The organism is Pandoraea norimbergensis, assembly GCF_001465545.3.
Taxonomy (GTDB): domain Bacteria; phylum Pseudomonadota; class Gammaproteobacteria; order Burkholderiales; family Burkholderiaceae; genus Pandoraea; species Pandoraea norimbergensis.
This window is the reverse complement of record NZ_CP013480.3, coordinates 3701563-3718406: the sequence shown is the minus strand read 5'-3', so window position 1 is coordinate 3718406 and position 16844 is coordinate 3701563. Positions and strand designations below refer to the sequence as shown.

The 16844-nt window shown below is 64.4% G+C and carries 13 protein-coding genes; all 13 read left to right on the top strand.

The genetic code is table 11. The features are described 5' to 3' along the window. Positions 1–22: 22 nt before the first annotated feature. The 13 genes from asd (at position 23) to AT302_RS16225 (ending at position 16830) form a co-directional block, all read left to right on the top strand. Entirely contained in the window at positions 23–1153 is a 1131-nt protein-coding gene (gene asd / locus AT302_RS16285) for an aspartate-semialdehyde dehydrogenase (protein WP_084656274.1), read from the top strand. A 218-nt stretch (positions 1154–1371) separates the two neighbouring features. Beyond that, positions 1372–4527 carry a FimV/HubP family polar landmark protein gene (locus AT302_RS16280; RefSeq protein WP_167365809.1) on the top strand — a complete coding sequence of 1052 codons (3156 nt, stop codon included), beginning with the start codon at positions 1372–1374 and terminating at the stop codon, positions 4525–4527. 198 nt (positions 4528–4725) lie between these two features. After that, positions 4726–5538: a tRNA pseudouridine(38-40) synthase TruA gene (gene truA / locus AT302_RS16275; RefSeq protein WP_058379318.1), complete on the top strand. Its 813-nt coding sequence runs from the start codon at positions 4726–4728 to the stop codon at positions 5536–5538. Continuing rightward, positions 5535–6191, top strand: coding sequence for a phosphoribosylanthranilate isomerase (locus AT302_RS16270; protein ID WP_058379317.1), 657 nt, complete (start codon positions 5535–5537; stop codon positions 6189–6191). The genes truA and AT302_RS16270 overlap by 4 nt, the downstream gene beginning before the upstream one ends. Positions 6192–6250: 59 nt before the next feature. Continuing rightward, a complete protein-coding gene (trpB, locus tag AT302_RS16265) occupies positions 6251–7450 on the top strand; it encodes a tryptophan synthase subunit beta (protein ID WP_058379316.1) in 1200 nt (399 codons plus the stop codon). Positions 7451–7625: 175 nt separating this feature from the next. Further along, entirely contained in the window at positions 7626–8459 is an 834-nt protein-coding gene (locus tag AT302_RS16260; RefSeq protein WP_058380373.1) for a DNA-methyltransferase, read from the top strand. Continuing rightward, positions 8413–9237 carry a tryptophan synthase subunit alpha gene (gene trpA / locus AT302_RS16255; RefSeq protein WP_058379315.1) on the top strand — a complete coding sequence of 275 codons (825 nt, stop codon included), beginning with the start codon at positions 8413–8415 and terminating at the stop codon, positions 9235–9237. The genes AT302_RS16260 and trpA overlap by 47 nt, the downstream gene beginning before the upstream one ends. Positions 9238–9351: 114 nt before the next feature. Further along, positions 9352–10227, top strand: coding sequence for an acetyl-CoA carboxylase, carboxyltransferase subunit beta (gene accD, locus AT302_RS16250; RefSeq protein WP_058379314.1), 876 nt, complete (start codon positions 9352–9354; stop codon positions 10225–10227). A gap of 222 nt (positions 10228–10449) precedes the next feature. After that, positions 10450–11748 carry a bifunctional tetrahydrofolate synthase/dihydrofolate synthase gene (gene folC, locus AT302_RS16245; protein ID WP_058379313.1) on the top strand — a complete coding sequence of 433 codons (1299 nt, stop codon included), beginning with the start codon at positions 10450–10452 and terminating at the stop codon, positions 11746–11748. Between the two features lie 124 nt (positions 11749–11872). Beyond that, the gene (locus AT302_RS16240; protein WP_064675232.1) at positions 11873–12874 is read left to right on the top strand and encodes an SPOR domain-containing protein; all 1002 of its coding nucleotides are present in this window, start codon (positions 11873–11875) and stop codon (positions 12872–12874) included. Position 12875: 1 nt separating this feature from the next. Continuing rightward, positions 12876–13778 carry a CvpA family protein gene (locus AT302_RS27990; RefSeq protein ID WP_058379311.1) on the top strand — a complete coding sequence of 301 codons (903 nt, stop codon included), beginning with the start codon at positions 12876–12878 and terminating at the stop codon, positions 13776–13778. A gap of 59 nt (positions 13779–13837) precedes the next feature. Further along, on the top strand, positions 13838–15379 hold the full coding sequence (gene purF / locus AT302_RS16230) for an amidophosphoribosyltransferase (RefSeq protein WP_058379310.1): 1542 nt from the start codon (positions 13838–13840) through the stop codon (positions 15377–15379). A 254-nt stretch (positions 15380–15633) separates the two neighbouring features. Then, complete coding sequence (locus tag AT302_RS16225; protein ID WP_058379309.1) at positions 15634–16830, top strand: O-succinylhomoserine sulfhydrylase; 1197 nt, start codon at positions 15634–15636, stop codon at positions 16828–16830. Positions 16831–16844 lie beyond the last annotated feature (14 nt).

The following is a 16844-nucleotide window of genomic DNA, read 5'->3' as shown; positions in this document are numbered from 1 at the left end:
GCAACGATAAGAGAGTGGACAAATGAAAACCGTAGGTCTGGTAGGTTGGCGGGGCATGGTCGGTTCGGTGCTGATGCAGCGCATGCAGCAGGAGAACGACTTCGCCTTGATCGAGCCGGTGTTTTTCAGCACCAGCAACGCGGGCGGCAAAGCCCCGTCGATGGCGAAGAATGAGACTTCGCTGAAAGACGCCAATGATGTCAATGAGCTGAAAAAATGCGACATCATCATTACCTGCCAGGGCGGTGACTACACAACAGAGATTTTCCCGAAGCTGCGCGCAGCGGGCTGGAATGGCTACTGGATCGACGCGGCCTCGACGCTGCGCATGAAGGACGATGCCATCATCGTGCTCGATCCGGTCAATCTCGATGTGATCAAGAATGCGCTGACCAAGGGCACCAAGAACTTCGTCGGCGGCAACTGTACGGTCAGCTGCATGCTGATGGGCCTGGGTGGTCTGTTCCAGCATGGTCTGGTTGATTGGCTGACGTCGATGACGTATCAGGCGGCCTCGGGTGGCGGTGCGCAGCACATGCGCGAACTGCTCACGCAATTCGGCACGATCAACGCCGAAGTCAAGGCGCTGCTCGACGACCCGCACTCGGCGATTCTCGAAATCGACCGCAAGGTGCTGGCCAAGCAGCACGCACTGACGGCTGACGAGACCAAGCAATTCGGCGTGCCGCTGGGCGGCAACCTGATTCCGTGGATCGACAAGGATCTGGGCAACGGCCAGTCGAAGGAAGAATGGAAGGGCGGTGCCGAGACCAACAAGATTCTGGGTCTGGGTGACGGTTTCCCGGGCACGCGTGCCATTCCGGTGGACGGTCTGTGCGTGCGTATCGGTGCGATGCGTTGCCATAGTCAGGCACTGACCATCAAGCTTACGAAGGATGTGCCGTTAGATGAACTGACCGACATCATCGGTCAGGCGAACGACTGGGTGAAGGTCGTGCCGAACACGCGCGAGGCGTCGATGAAGGATTTGACGCCTGCTGCTGTGACCGGCACGATGTCGATTCCGGTGGGCCGCCTGCGCAAGATGTCGATGGGTCCGGAGTATCTGTCGGCGTTCACGGTGGGCGATCAGCTCCTGTGGGGGGCGGCAGAACCGCTGCGTCGTATGCTGCGGATCCTGCTGGACGCTTGAGCGTTACAGTGCATCGGTAAGGCGTGAAGAACGGCGGCCCGCGTGGCCGCCGTCCGCGCTTTGGGAGGCGCCCCCTGCAACTCGCGGGGCGGCCAGTGAGAACAATCGACTGACAGGCTTGACAAGACACAGTGCGGAAATACTCGATCGGCAAGCGTGCAAATTCGTCCCGGAACTCGTCCCGCAACTCGTTTCGACTGACTGCGGCGGCGGCCGTCTTGTGGAGCCTCGGGCTTCTCAATGCCGGTGCGGCCGAATTCGGCCCGCAACAGGTGCGCTCCACTGCCGGGCAACCGCTGCGTGCGGTGATCGTGCTGGGCAATGTGTCGCAGGCCGAAGCCGATGGGCTGTCCGTCAAGCTGGCCGGGCGCGATGCGTTTCGGCAAGCCGGACTGCGCTACGACCCGACGCTCGAAAAGATTTCCGTCTCTGTCGAGCCGACGGGCGGGCGCGAACCGGGCTATAGCGGCACGTATCTCGTCCACGTCGATTCGGCCGAGCCGATCAGCACGTCGTTCCTCGATTTGTTGCTCGTGCTGGAGTGGCGCACCGGACGACAGTCCAATGCCGTGACGCTCTCGGCCATTCCCGAAGCCAGTGCCGCCCAACCGCAGGCCGTCGTGCCCGCGGCTGCGGCAGCCAGTGCCTCGTCGAATGCCGCCGCGAATGTGCCGGCGCAGGATGCTACGTCAGGTCAGTCAGGCCAATCGAACGAATCGAACCCATCGACGCGACCCACACGCCCGGGCAATGCAGCCAGCGCCAGACCGGCACCGGCGGCTTCGAGCGCTTCGGCCGAGGGCGCGCGCACGGTGGAGCGGGGTGACTCGCTGTCGTCGATTGCCCGTGAATTCACGGGCGGCGAGGGCGGTACCACGCTCGCGCAGATGATGACGGCGTTGTTCGAATCGAATCGTTCGGCGTTCATTGGCAACGACCCGAATCGTTTGCGTCAGGGGGCGACGCTCGCGCGCCCGTCCGATGCACAGGTGCAGGAAGTCCCGCCCACGCAGGCACGCAAGTTTGTGTCGGCGGCGCGGGAACAGTTTGATGCGTATCGCGCGCGGCTGGCCGAATCGACGGCACAGCAGGCAGCACCGGCCAATGGCCGCAGTGCGCAGGGTGCGATTGAAGCGGGCAAGGCGCCGGAAGCCGCCGCCCCCGCCGCGCGTGATGAATTGAAGCTGTCGCGACCCGGTAAGGGGCGCGGAGCCGGCAAGACCGGCAACGGCGAGGAAGAACAAATCGCTCAGGGCAAGGCACAGACCGAGGCTCAGGGCAGGGTGAATGAGTTGCAGAAGAACGTAGCAGATCTCCAGAAGTTGTTGGCGATGAAGAATCAGGCTGTCGCCAACCTGGAGGAGCAGGCCGCCATCGCTTCCGGGGCGACTGCACAAGACAAGCAAGCGAATACCGCCAAGGGTAAGGACGCCGCCAACGCGACGGCTAAGGACGCGAAGTCTGCGGCGAATGCGGCGAATGCGGCTAACGCGGCTAACGCCACGGCAACCGCGGCGAATGACGCGAACGCATCGGGCGCGGCAGCAGAGGGTGCCGCCGCTTCGGCAGCGACTGCGGCGGCTAGCGCTTCGGATGCCGCGGCACAAGCCGTGGTGGCGAGCGAGGCAGCAGCGTCTGCGACGCAAGCGGCCAGCGCGGCGGCAGCGGAAACCAAGCCTGCGCCGAATGCTTCGATGAACTGGCGTGCGGTGCGCGACAACCCGTATGTGCTGCCGGGCGCAGGCGTTCTGGTGGTGCTGATGGGCCTTTGGTGGCTGATGCGCCGCCGTCGCGCCGAGCCGCCGGTGGGTCAGGACGGTCCGTACGACGATGGTCGTGACGGTAGCGATGGCCGCACGCCGCACGACGGCCCGCAGGGCGCCGAGCCGCAACTGTCGCAAGGCGGTTCGACGGTGGCGGGCGTTGTCACGGGCGCAGCAGTGGCCACAGGTGCCGCTGGTGCTGCTGCCATGTATGCCGCCCATCAGGCCGAAGCCGACGAGCATTTGCATCCGAGCGCCGACGATACTTGGGCGGAACCCGTCGAGCCGGCTGAGCCGACTGAAGGCGAAGGCGTTGCCGCGCTGGAAGCGGAACATCCCGATGCGACAGTTGCTGGCGCAGCGCTGCCGGGCGAATGGGATGCCGAACAGGAACACCTGACGGACGATCTGGCCGATCAGGCGCACGAGGCGCACGAAACGCACGAAACGCACGAAACGCACGAAGCGTCGTTCGATGCCGCAGAGGCGCTCGCCGACACCCCAGAGGCCTTCGTCACGCCGCCGGAAGCCCCGGCGCATGGCGATGCCGAAGAACCCGTCGCGGACGCCGCCAGCGAACCGGAAATCAACTGGGACGACGCCTTCGCCGAACAGGCGGGCGAGGTGCCGGTAGCGCAGACACCGCACGACGATCCGGCCGCCGCAAGTCTGTCGGCGCTGGAAGCCCTCGGTGCTGCTGCCGCCGTCGGCGGCGTTGCCGCAGCCTCGGCACATGTGGCCGAGCCGTTGGTCGAGCCGCAACACGAAGCACCGGTTGCCGAACCTGTCGCAGAAGCCGAGCCGCAAAACGGCGTGGCAGGCATGTTGGGCGATCTCGATCTCGGTTTGCCGGGTCAGCCGGCACACGTCGGCACGATTGCCAGCGGTGCATTGCCGTCGCTCTCAAGCGGTATCGGTTCTGTACAGTTCACGATGGCGCCGCAGGCAGGGGAGGCTCATATCCATGCACCGTCCGGCGATCAAGGCGATTTCGATGCCGACGATGGCGAACTGAGCGACGCCGACTTCGACGCAGCCCTCAAGGCCGCCGCCGAATCGCCGCGCAGCTATACCGACAGCGCCCACGAAGCCCCGTCGCTCAAGCCGATGTCGTTCGATCTGTCGGACTTCAGTCTGGATTTGAAGGGTGACGAGGCAAACGTGACGACCATCGCGCCTGCCTTCGTGAGCGCGCCGACGTTGCCGGAGGCCACGGGCGATGAGGCGCTGGTCGAGCACGACGCCTTTGCGCAAGCGGCGCCGTCGACGGGCTATGCGCCTCACGCGACGCCGTCCGCTCAGACTTGGGCACACGCGGCCCCGTCGCAATCACCGGATACGCCGGCCTTTGCGTCGCCTGCGGAGCCAGCGGCACCCGTTCCTGCCCCGGCTGCACCCGCGCCCGCCCCCGCAGCGCCGAGCCCCATTGCGCCGCAACTGGCCGATCTGGCGGTGCCTGACGAGTTCCACACCAAACTCGAACTGGCGGCGGCTTACCAGACGATTGGCGACGACGACGGTGCGCGCGAGTTGCTCGAAGAGGTCATCGCGGGGGGCGACGAGGCGCAACAGTCGGTCGCCCGCAGCCGTCTGGCGGAACTCGGAAAGTGACGAAAACGGCGTGAAATTCGACGTCGGGGGCGAGGCAGAACACCGCCGAACACCCTGATCGTCCGCAGAAACGCAGCAACACAGTGACGCCGGCAGCGACCGGCGAACACACCACAGGTTGACCGTAGTTTCGGGCGCTCGTAGGTTGGGCGCCCGTTTTTCTTTTACCGCAGGCGTGCCGTTGGGCACGCATCAGATATGCGAATCGCACTGGGCATCCACTACGACGGCACGGCGTTTTCCGGCTGGCAATCGCAGCCGCACGGCAACACCGTGCAGCAGGCGCTCGAATCCGCGTTGCGGGAGTTCGGCGGCGTCGCCCTGCCGACGACGGTGGCCGGGCGTACGGATACGGGCGTGCACGGCATCGGGCAGGTGGTGCATTTCGACACCGAACTCGACCGGGCAATGTTCTCGTGGGTGCGCGGCGTGAACGCGTTTCTGCCGAAGACCGTGGCCGTGCAATGGGCGCAGGCCATGTCCGACGACTTCCACGCGCGCTTCATTGCGTTCGAGCGCACGTACTTTTACGTGCTGTACGTGCATCCGGTGCGCTCGCCATTGCTCGAAGGCCGTTGTGGCTGGCTGCACACCCCGCTGGATCTCGACGCCATGCGTGCCGCCGGTCAGGCGCTGGTCGGTGAGCACGACTTTTCGGCGTTCCGCTCGTCCGAATGTCAGGCGAAGACACCGGTGAAGCATCTGTACGCCATCGATATCGAGCAGCAGGGCAACTTCTTCGTGTTCCGCTTCCGGGCGAGCGCGTTCCTGCATCACATGGTGCGCAACATCATGGGCTGTCTGGTGGCGATCGGCCGGGGCCGTCAGTCGGTTGACTGGATGGCGGCCGTGCTGGAGAGCCGCGACCGCCGTCAGGCCGCGCCGACGTTCATGCCGGATGGCTTGTACCTCGCGCGCGTGGGGTATCCTGAGCGCTTCGCAGTGCCCGAGCCCAACTGGGCGGCGTGGCCGTTCCCGATGCCTTGGGCACAAGACGGAACCCCTTCATGACATCTCGCACCCGAATCAAGATTTGCGGCCTGTCGCAGCCGGCGGACGTCGACCACGCGGTCGCCCTCGGCGTCGATGCGATCGGCCTCGTGTTTTACCCGCCCAGCCCACGCTACGTGGATCTCGCGCGCGCCGCCGAACTGGCCCGCCGGGTGCCGCCGTATGTGAGCGTGGTGGGGTTGTTCGTCAACGCCACGGCAGACGACATTGCGCGTACCGTCGAGGCGGTGCCGCTGACCACGCTGCAATTCCATGGCGATGAGTCGCCGGAAGTTTGCGCAGCGTTGTCCGCCGCCGCAGGGCACCGTCCGTACACGCGTGCCATGCGTATTGGCCCGGAGACGAAAGACAGTAGCGATTTGCTACAATTCGCAAACGCATACGCCGCCGCGCAAGGTATTTTGCTGGATGCCCTGGTTGAGGGCTACGGGGGCGGGGGAAAGGTTTTCGATTGGTCACTTATTCCAAAAGACATCGCGCGTCGGGCCGTTTTGAGTGGTGGCTTGAACGCACACAACGTTGCTGAGGCAATCCGCCAGGTGACGCCGTACGCCGTCGACGTGTCGAGCGGTGTTGAGGCGTCACGGGGCGTGAAAGATCCCGCCCGAATGACGGCGTTCGTGCGCGCAGTGCGCGCTGCCGACGCCGAATAGCAACCTGCCGGGGCGCCCGCAATGGGCCGCACCCCCGGTTACTGCGAAGAGTGACGACCATGTACGATTTGCCCGATGCCCGTGGCCACTTTGGCCAATATGGCGGTGTTTTTGTTGCCGAGACGCTGATTCACGCGCTCGACGAGCTGCGTGAGGCTTACGCCAAGTACCAGCACGATCCCGCCTTTCTCGAAGAATTCAATTACGAACTGAAGCACTACGTCGGCCGTCCGTCGCCGATTTATCACGCCAAGCGCTGGAGCAGCGAGCTGGGCGGTGCACAGGTCTATCTGAAGCGCGAAGACTTGAACCACACCGGCGCGCATAAGGTGAACAACGTGATCGGGCAGGCGCTGCTCGCCCGCCGTATGGGCAAGCGCCGCGTCATTGCCGAGACCGGTGCCGGTCAGCATGGCGTGGCCACCGCAACCATCGCGGCGCGTTTCGGCATGGAATGCGTCGTCTACATGGGCGCGGAAGACGTCAAGCGTCAGGCCGCCAACGTCTATCGCATGCAGTTGCTCGGTGCGACCGTCGTGCCCGTCGAATCGGGTTCGAAGACGCTCAAGGACGCCCTCAACGAAGCCATGCGCGACTGGGTGACGAACGTCGAAAGCACGTTCTACATCATCGGCACCGTGGCCGGCCCGCATCCGTACCCGATGCTCGTGCGCGACTTCCAGCGCGTGATCGGCGACGAGTGCAAGGTGCAGATGCCCGAGCTTGCCGGCCGTCAGCCGGACTACGTGCTCGCCTGCGTGGGCGGTGGCTCCAACGCCATGGGCATCTTCTATCCGTACATCGATCTGCCCGACGTCAAGCTCGTGGGCGTGGAAGCGGCGGGCGACGGCATCGAAACCGGCCGTCACGCGGCGTCGATCATCGGTGGCACGCCGGGCGTGCTGCACGGCAACCGCACGTATCTGCTGCAAGACGCCAATGGCCAGATCACCGAGACGCATTCGATCTCGGCCGGTCTCGACTATCCGGGTGTCGGCCCCGAACACGCATGGCTGCACGATATCCATCGTGCCGAGTACGTGGGCATCACCGATACCGAAGCCCTCAAGGCTTTCCATGACTGCTGCCGGATCGAGGGCATCATCCCCGCATTGGAGTCGAGCCACGCGCTCGCCTACGCGTGCAAACTTGCGCCCACGCTGAGCCGCGACCAGATCGTTCTGGTCAACCTCTCGGGACGGGGTGACAAGGACATGCACACCGTGATGGCGATGGCCAAACCGGCCAGCGACGCCTGAGCGGCGCCGCGAGACTCCACCGATTCGACAGGTAACCAGAACCCGCATGACCGACCGCAACGCGCCGCCGCAAGAGACCATCGCTCAGGGCGAGGCACAAAATGACGTCCTCGGGACTGCGCGTCCCGCTCGTCCTGTTGATGCCACCGAAGCCGCGGCTGCGCGTCTTGAAGCCATGGAGGCGGCCGGCGAGCTTCGCGCGCGCTGGGCGCCGGGCGACATCGCGCTACGTCATGCCGACTTCCTGCAACACGTGCATGAACTGCCAGATGGGTCCGTCGACCTGATTCTTGCTGACCCGCCGTACGGGCTGGGCAAGGATTACGGCAACGACTCCGACAAGCGCTCGGGCGAGGATTTTCTCGGCTGGACGTACGGCTGGCTCGAAGCGGCGATTCCGAAACTTGCGCCGCGCGGCTCGCTGTATCTGTTCTGCACGTGGCAATACGCCCCCGAGCTGTTCGTGTTCCTCAAGCAGCGCATGCTGATGATCAACGAGATCATCTGGGATCGCCGCGTACCGAGCATGGGCGGCAGCACGCGACGCTTTTCGTCGGTGCACGACAACATCGGCTTCTTCGCGGTTTCGAAAGACTATTACTTCGATCTCGATGCCGTGCGCGTGCCTTATGACGCCGCGACGAAGAAGGCCCGCTCGCGTCGCATCTTCGAGGGCAGCAAGTGGCTGGAACTCGGTTACAACCCCAAGGATCTGTGGTCCATCTCGCGATTGCACCGGCAAGACCCCGAACGCGTCGATCATCCGACGCAGAAACCGCTGCATATCATCGAGCGCATGGTGCTGTCGAGTTGCCCGCCCGGCGGCCTCGTGCTTGACCCGTTTATGGGCAGTGGCACGACTGCCGTGGCCTGCGCGCTGCACGGCCGGCGTTTCGTCGGCTTCGAGCTGAACGCGCACTACCACGCGCTCGCAAACCAACGACTTCAGAGACTTTCCGATCATGTCCCGCATTCAAGCGACGTTCCAAGCCTTGCAAGCGCAGGGTAAGAAGGGCCTCATTCCGTTCATCACCGCCGGTGACCCCGAGCCGGGCTGGACGGTCAAACTGATGCATGCACTGGCCGATAACGGCGCCGACGTCATCGAACTCGGTGTGCCGTTTTCCGACCCGATGACCGACGGCCCGGTGATTCAGCGCGCGTCCGAGCGCGCGTTGGCACGTGGCGTGAGCCTCGCCGAGGTGCTCGGCTACGTGGCTGCATTCCGCCAGACCAACGACCGCACCCCGATCGTGCTGATGGGCTACGCCAACCCCATCGAGGCGATGGGGCTCGACGCCTTTGCCGAACGGGCAGCGGCGGCCGGTGTAGACGGCGTGCTGGTGGTCGACTACCCGCCGGAAGAAGCCGAGGAATACGCCGGTGCCATGCGCGCCCGCGGTATCGATCCGATCTTCCTGCTGGCGCCGACCTCGACCGATGCGCGCATTGCCGCCGTGGCCAAGCAGGCGAGCGGCTATCTGTACTACGTCTCGCTCAAGGGCGTGACCGGTGCAGCGAGCCTCGATCTGGACAGCGTGGCCGCGAAAATCCCCCAGATCAAGGCGGTGGCACCGCTGCCGGTGGGCGTGGGCTTCGGTATTCGCGATGCCGAAACGGCCCGTGCCATCTCGGGTGTGGCCGATGCCGTGGTGATCGGCAGTGCCATCGTGCAACGGCTCGAAAACACGCCGCGTGATCTGGAAGGCCAGAACGCGGTAAAATCGCTGGCTGAATTCATCGGCGAAATCCGTCAGGCGCTCGACGAGGGCCTGCCAGCGCGGTAACACGCGCGGCCGGGTGGGGTATCATCCCGCCGATGAAACGCTGAATTGAAACGGCCGTCAGGCCGCTGAGACGCCCGTCCCCGCCCGGGGGCGGGCGTTTGCCAAGGAGAAACTATGAGCTGGCTCGATAAGCTGCTGCCCCCGAAGATCAAGCAAACCGATCCGACGCAGCGCAACAAGAGCATCCCGGAAGGGCTGTGGATCAAGTGCCCGTCGTGCGAAGCCGTGCTGTATCGCAACGACGTGGAAGCGAATCTGCATGTCTGCCCGAAGTGCGACCATCACATGCGCATCGGTGCGCGCGCCCGTCTGGACGCATTGCTCGATCCGGAAGGCCGCTACGAGCTGGGTCAGGAAATCGTGCCGGTCGACGCGCTCAAGTTCAAGGACAGCCGCAAGTACCCGGACCGCATCAAGGAAGCCATGGACGACACGGGTGAAACCGACGCCATGGTCGTGATGGGCGGGGCGATTCACACGCTGCCGGTGGTGGTGGCTTGCTTCGAATTCGCATTCATGGCCGGTTCGATGGGTTCGGTGGTCGGCGAGCGCTTCGTGCGCGGTGCGCAGAATGCGCTGGAGCAGGGCGTGCCGTTCATCTGCGTGACCGCTTCGGGCGGTGCGCGTATGCAGGAAAGCCTGCTTTCGCTGATGCAGATGGCCAAGACCACGGCCATGCTGACCAAACTGGCCGACGCCAAGCTGCCGTTCATCTCGGTGCTGACCGACCCGACGATGGGTGGCGTGTCGGCAAGCTTCGCCTTCCTGGGCGACGTGGTGATGGCCGAGCCGAAGGCGCTGATCGGTTTTGCCGGTCCGCGCGTGATCGAACAGACCGTGCGTGAGAAGCTGCCGGAAGGCTTCCAGCGTTCGGAGTTCCTGCTGCAAAAGGGCGCGATCGACATGATCGTCGACCGCCGCAAGATGCGCGAAGAAATCGCGCGTCTGATCGCACTGATGCAGTGCCAGCCGGCTGACGCGGTGGCCTGATGCGTGGCGCACCGCACCGCTGCACTACGGTGAAGCGGTGCGGCGAGGCACTGCGGCATGGCGTTGCAACGTTCGGTATGCGGCCCCCAAGGCGCGCGCATCGGCGTAAAATGGCGCCACGCCACGCAGTGCCACGTACGTGTCACCCACTGCCATTGCATTACTTAGCAGGATCTCAAGCGCGGACGTTCGTCCGCGCTTTGCTTTTCTGCCCGCACATTCATGCCGACATACTCCACTCTCGACGCCTGGCTCGCCCATCTTGAAACCGCTCACCCTGTGGGCATCGACATGGGGCTTACGCGCATCGGGCGCGTGAAAGAGGCCCTCGGCCTGCATTTCCCCTGTCCGGTCTTCACCGTCGGCGGGACCAACGGCAAAGGCTCGACCTGCGCGATCATCGAGGCGATTCTGCTCTCGGCCGGTTATCGCGTCGGCTGCCACACCTCACCGCACCTGCTCACGTTCAACGAGCGCGCCCGCATCAATGGCGAGATCGTCGACGATGCGACGCTGCTGCCGCACTTCGAGGCCGTCGAGCGTGCCCGCACGAGCTTTGACGAACCCGTGTCGCTCACCTATTTCGAATTCACCACGCTGGCGATCATGCAGATGTTCGCTACCGCCGGGCTCGATGCCGTGATTCTCGAAGTCGGGCTGGGCGGCCGTCTCGACGCCGTGAACATCATTGACGCCGACTGCGCCGTCATCACCAGCATCGACATCGATCACGCCGAGTATCTGGGCAACACGCGCGAAGCGATCGCCATCGAGAAGGCCGGCATCTTCCGCGCGGGCAAGCCGGCGGTTTGCGGCGACCCGATGCCGCCAGCCACGCTGGCCGCAGAAGCCGAGCGCATCGGTGCCGACTTCTGGCAATTCGGGCGCGACTTCAACTATCAGGGCGACAAGCAGCAGTGGAGCTACGCAGGGCGCAACATGCGACGCCCGGCACTGGCGTACCCGGCACTGCGGGGCGCCAACCAGTTGCTGAACGCGTCTGCTGCACTCGCGGCGCTGGAATCGATGCGGGCCGAGTTGCCGGTGTCGGCACAGGACATCCGTCTGGGGCTGGCGTCGGTCGAATTGCCGGGGCGTTTTCAGGTGCTGCCGGGGCGTCCGGCCGTGGTGCTCGATGTGGCACACAACCCGCACGCGGCCGCAGCGCTGGGCCACAACCTCGACGGCATGGGGTTCTTTCCGTACACCTACGCGGTGTTCGGCGCCATGGCCGACAAGGACATCGAAGGCGTGCTGCGGCACATGGTCGACAAGGTCGATCACTGGCGCTTGTGCGGTTTGCCGACCCCGCGCGCGGCGAGTCCGGAAGTGCTTGAAGAGAAGCTTCGTGCCGTCGGGTTTGTCGATGACGCCGATCATTCGGTCGAAACCTTCGAATCCCCTGAGAAAGCCTATGCCGCCGCGCTCGAGCAGTGCGGGGAGAATGATAGAATTGTGGTTTTTGGATCGTTCTTTACGGTGGCGGGTGTGATGTCGCACCGCAAATTGCAGCGCCACTAACGCCTGATGGTGTAATCGCAGTGACATGCAGTGACATTTTCTTACGAGAAATGTCATGCGCAGGATGCACCGGATGCGCGATGATCAATCCAACGACGCAAGTTTCGACCTGAGCCAAGGGCCTATGGGATTGTTTTCCTTCCGCAAGAAAGACGCCGAAGCCGTTTCCCCGAAGCGCGGTAGCCGCAAGAGCGGCCGCACCGGCAGCCGTACGGCGGGAGGGGGCGAATACAGCGAGCACGAGCAACTCGACCCGCTGCTGCCCGAGAAGCAACGCGCGCGCCGCCGTCTGGTGGGCGCGCTGGCGTTGGTGCTCGCGGCCGTCATCATCCTGCCGATGGTGCTGGCCCCCGAACCCAAGCCGGCTGCCGACGACATCGCGATCCAGATTCCCGGTAAAGATGCCAATTCGCCGCCCGTGCGCGTGAAGCCGCAGGCGGCGGCACCGTCGACCGATGCGTCGCTCGACAAGGGTGAGGAAGCCGTCGACGGCAACGCGCTCGCGAACAGTAATAGCAGCGGTGGCAACACCAACAAGCCGGGTTCGTCCCAGTCGCAAGCCGCGGCAGTGCCGCCTGCACCGACAGGTGTGCCCCCGTCGTCGCCGAGCACTTCGGTCGCCCCGGCCGTGCCCCTTACGCCGGTCACGCCGCCTGTGGCACAGGCCAAGCCGGAATCGAAGCCGGAGAGCAAGCCCGAGGTGAAGAAGCCGGAGCAGCATGCCGAAGCGAAGCCTGCGGCCAAGCCCAGCGAGTCGCACGACACGCCCAAGGCGGCCAACAAGCCTGATCTGAACGCGGCCGACCCGATTGCCCAGTTTGCGCAGAACAACAACGCCAAGCCGGCGGCCAATCACGACAACGCACAAGCCAAAGCGGCGGCACCTGCGGGCAATGGCAAGTATCTGGTGCGCATCGGCGCCTTCTCGACGCAGGACCGCGCGCAGGCGTGGCTCGTCAAGCTCAAGCTCGTGAACGTGCCGAGCTACATGGTGAAGGGCAACGTCGACGGTCGCGAGCTGTATCTGCTGCGTGCCGGTCCGTTCCCCGACCGTAACAGCGCCGAAGCCGCGAGCAAGAAGATCCGTGATGCCGGTTTGACGGCCATGGTCGCCGAGGCGGGCTGAGTTGGGTAATTTTGCGCAGGGCGGTCTGCTGACCGTAGTGGATTACGCGGCGATCGCGATTTTGCTCGGCTCGATGGTGCTGGGCATGTTGCGCGGTCTGGTACGCGAGCTGTTCAATCTCGTGGGCTGGGTGGTGGCGTTCTTCGTGGCGCGCGCTTTCGGCCCGACCGTGGCGCACTGGCTGCCGGCCGACCTGCCGGGCGGCGAGATGACGCAGGGTGCGCTCGGTTTCCTGCTGGTGCTGGTGGCCGTCGTCTTCGGGGCTGGCATCGTGAGCGCGCTGGTGGGACGCATGACCGACATGATCGGACTGCGTCCGGCCGATCGCGGTTTAGGCATGTTGTTCGGTATTGTTCGCGGCATGTTGCTCTTGATGTTGTTGCTGGTCGCCGCCAGATTGACAGCATTGCCGCAGCAACCGGCGTGGCAGCACTCGATGGTGCGCCCGTGGGTCGAAGCCGGGCTGGAGCGCCTGATGCCGTATCTGCCCGAGCCGGTCCAGCATTACCTTCACAAGCCCGAAGAGGCCGTGCCGAGCGTGAATCCGCTGGGTACACCGATCCCCTTGCCACAATTGGAACGTAGTTTGGAACCGACTCGCCGGATGCAGGAAATGCTCGGCGGGCAGGGCGGCTTGAAGAGCCGGGGCGAGATGGTCGGGATTCGCGACAACCTCAGCGGCGGTGCCGCAGGGGCGGGGCAGACGAACGGTACCGGCGGGGTTGCGAATGGCGCCGCAACGAACGCGGGCCTCGGCGGCGGTAGCGCTGGGAGCGCATCCGGCCAAGCGCCGGGCACCGGTTTGGCGAGCCCGGGTGCGAGCGACGGCATACAGCAGGGGTGGGGCATGCGCAGCGGCGGATCGGCCGCGCCGTCCGCCGGCCTGCACAAGGTTTCCGAATGACGGATAATACGGTCCGTTCGTTTGACACAGATTTCGAAGTTTTTTGAAGGATTCATGCCATGTGTGGCATCGTCGGTGTAGTCTCCAAGTCCCCTGTCAATCAGTTCATTTACGATAGCCTGCTGCTCTTGCAGCATCGCGGCCAGGACGCCGCCGGCATTGCGACGACGGATGGCCAGTCGTTCTACATGCACAAGGGCAACGGCATGGTGCGCGACGTGTTCCGCACGCGCAACATGCGTGACCTGCCGGGTCAGGTGGGTATCGGTCAGGTGCGCTACCCGACGGCTGGCTCGTCGAGCGCGGCGCAAGCGCAGCCGTTCTACGTGAATGCCCCGTACGGCATCGTGCTCGCGCACAACGGCAATCTGACGAACTGGGAACAGCTCAAAGACGAGATGTTCCGCATCGACCGCCGTCACATCAACACGACCTCCGACTCCGAAGTGCTGCTCAACGTGCTCGCGCACGAGTTGCAGCAAAGCTCGCTCGACGGCCTGAGCGTGCCGTCGCTGTTCGAAGCCGTGCGCGGTGTGCATCGTCGCCTGCGTGGCTCGTACGCGATTGTCTCGATCATCTCCGGCTTCGGTCTGCTCGCGTTCCGCGATCCGAACGGTATCCGTCCGCTGTGCATCGGCCGCTTCGAAGGCCCGAACGGCACGGAGTGGATGGTGGCGTCGGAGTCGGTGGCGCTCGAAGGCATGGGCTTCGCGTTCGAGCGCGACGTCAAGCCGGGCGAAGCGATCTTCATCAGCAACGACGGCGAACTGACCTCGCAGCAATGCGCGGAAGCCACGTCGCTGCATCCCTGCATTTTCGAACTCGTGTATCTGGCCCGTCCTGACTCGGTGCTCGATGGCGTGGCGGTCTACGACGCACGTCTGCGCATGGGTGACTATCTCGCCGAGAAGATTCGCCGCGAGATCGATTACAAGGACATCGACGTCGTGATGCCGATTCCGGACTCCAGCCGTCCGGCCGCCATGCAGGTTGCCAAGCGTCTGGGCCTGAATTATCGCGAAGGCTTCTTCAAGAACCGCTACGTTGGCCGTACCTTCATCATGCCCGGTCAGGCGATGCGCAAGAAGTCGGTGCGCCAGAAGCTCAACGCCATGCGCGTTGAGTTCAAGGACAAGAACGTGCTGATCGTCGATGACTCGATCGTGCGCGGTACGACCAGCCAGGAAATCGTGCAAATGGCGCGCGACGCCGGTGCCCGCAAGGTGATCTTCGCGTCGGCGGCGCCGCCCGTGAAATTCCCGAACGTGTACGGCATCGACATGCCGACGCGCAGCGAACTGGTGGCCCACGATCGCAGCGACGAAGAAGTGGCGCGCATCATCGGTGCCGACGAACTGATTTATCAGGACGTCGAAGACATGAAGGCTGCCGTGCGTGACATCAACCCGGCGCTGACTGACTTCGATGCCTCGTGCTTCGATGGCAACTACATCACGGGCGACATCACCGTCGAATACCTGAACCGTCTGGAACAGCAACGCAAGGCGCCGAAGGCGTCGGTCGAGCGCGATGCCGGTGACAATGGCGATGGCGGCGAGGGTGACGAAAACGAGCCCCGCGGGGCTCAGCTCGGCCTGTAAGGCCAGTGGCTGGGCGCGCCGCTCAGACCGGACGGCCAACGCGCTACGGCGCCAGAGGCCGGTCAGCAGCGCAAAGGGGGATTTTCCTTCCGCGCCTGCAACGTGCTACACTGCTTTTCACGTCGATTTGATTTCAGCTTGCGGACGTGGGGGAACATCCCCGAAACAGCTAAAGCGAGGCCTAGACAGATGGATTTCGAGCCCGTTTTGCTGACAAGCGAAACGGGCTTTTTCTTTTTGAAACGAGATACACGATGGACTCCTTCGATTTCGATACCCTGGCGGTGCGCGCGGGCACGCAGCGCTCCGAGTTTGGTGAGCATTCCGAGGCGCTGTACCTGACCTCGAGCTTCGTCTTCAAGAGCGCAGCCGAGGCTGCCGAGCGCTTCGCGCACTCGGAAGAGGGCTTCACCTATTCGCGCTTCACCAACCCGACGGTGTCGATGTTCCAGGACCGTCTGGCGGCACTCGAAGGCGGTGAGGCCTGTATGGCTACCGCCTCGGGCATGGCCGCGATTGTCTCGGTCGTGATGACGGCCCTGTCGGCCGGCGATCACCTCGTCAGCTCGCAAAGCATCTTTGGCTCCACGCTGAACGTGTTCTCGACGATCTTCAGCCGTTTCGGCGTGGAGACGACCTTCGTCGATCCGACCGATCTCGACGCCTGGCGCGCCGCGATCAAGCCGAACACGAAGATGTTCTTCCTCGAAACCCCGTCGAACCCGCTCACCGACATCGCCGACATTGCCGCCATCGGCAAGATCGCGAAGGAAGCGAATGCGTTGTTCGTCGTCGACAACTGTTTCTGTACGCCGGCGTTGCAGCGTCCGATCGAATACGGCGCGGACGTGGTCGTGCACTCGGCCACCAAGTATCTCGACGGTCAGGGCCGTGTGCTGGGCGGTGCCATCGTGGGCACGAAAGACTTCATCATGGGCAAGGTTTTCCCGTTCGTGCGCAGCGCGGGCCCGACGCTCTCGGCGTTTAACGCATGGGTGATTCTGAAGGGCATGGAAACGCTGTCGCTGCGCATGGAGCGGCAATCGGCCAGCGCACTGACCGTAGCGCAATGGCTGGAGCAGCAACCGCAAGTGGCGCGCGTGTTCTACCCGGGCCTGCCGTCGCATCCGCAATACGAACTGGCGCAGCGTCAGCAGAAGGCGGGCGGCGCCATCGTCGCGTTCGAGCTGAAGGGCGCCACGCCTGCCGAACAACGCGAAAACGCCTGGCGCGTCATCGACAACACACGCGTGCTGTCGATTACCGGCAACTTGGGCGATACGCGCACGACCATCACGCACCCGGCCAGCACCACGCACGGCCGTATCACGCCGGAAGCACGCGCTGCCGCGGGGATTACGGAAGGGCTGATTCGTCTGGCGGTGGGGCTTGAGTCGCCCGCCGACATTCAGGCCGATCTGTCGCGCGGCTTTGCGCCGAACGCGCAATAAGCGGAGCGCAGCGC

Excerpts from the sequence above, each read along its gene's own strand:
- AT302_RS16225 (WP_058379309.1), top strand. The coding sequence starts at position 15,634 with ATGGACTCCTTCGATTTCGATACCCTGGCGGTGCGCGCGGGCACGCAG.
- truA (WP_058379318.1), top strand. The coding sequence starts at position 4,726 with ATGCGAATCGCACTGGGCATCCACTACGACGGCACGGCGTTTTCCGGC.
- AT302_RS16240 (WP_064675232.1), top strand. The coding sequence starts at position 11,873 with ATGGGATTGTTTTCCTTCCGCAAGAAAGACGCCGAAGCCGTTTCCCCG.
- trpB (WP_058379316.1), top strand. The coding sequence starts at position 6,251 with ATGTACGATTTGCCCGATGCCCGTGGCCACTTTGGCCAATATGGCGGT.
- asd (WP_084656274.1), top strand. The coding sequence starts at position 23 with ATGAAAACCGTAGGTCTGGTAGGTTGGCGGGGCATGGTCGGTTCGGTG.
- folC (WP_058379313.1), top strand. The coding sequence starts at position 10,450 with ATGCCGACATACTCCACTCTCGACGCCTGGCTCGCCCATCTTGAAACC.
- AT302_RS16260 (WP_058380373.1), top strand. The coding sequence starts at position 7,626 with ATGGAGGCGGCCGGCGAGCTTCGCGCGCGCTGGGCGCCGGGCGACATC.
- trpA (WP_058379315.1), top strand. The coding sequence starts at position 8,413 with ATGTCCCGCATTCAAGCGACGTTCCAAGCCTTGCAAGCGCAGGGTAAG.
- AT302_RS16270 (WP_058379317.1), top strand. The coding sequence starts at position 5,535 with ATGACATCTCGCACCCGAATCAAGATTTGCGGCCTGTCGCAGCCGGCG.
- accD (WP_058379314.1), top strand. The coding sequence starts at position 9,352 with ATGAGCTGGCTCGATAAGCTGCTGCCCCCGAAGATCAAGCAAACCGAT.
- purF (WP_058379310.1), top strand. The coding sequence starts at position 13,838 with ATGTGTGGCATCGTCGGTGTAGTCTCCAAGTCCCCTGTCAATCAGTTC.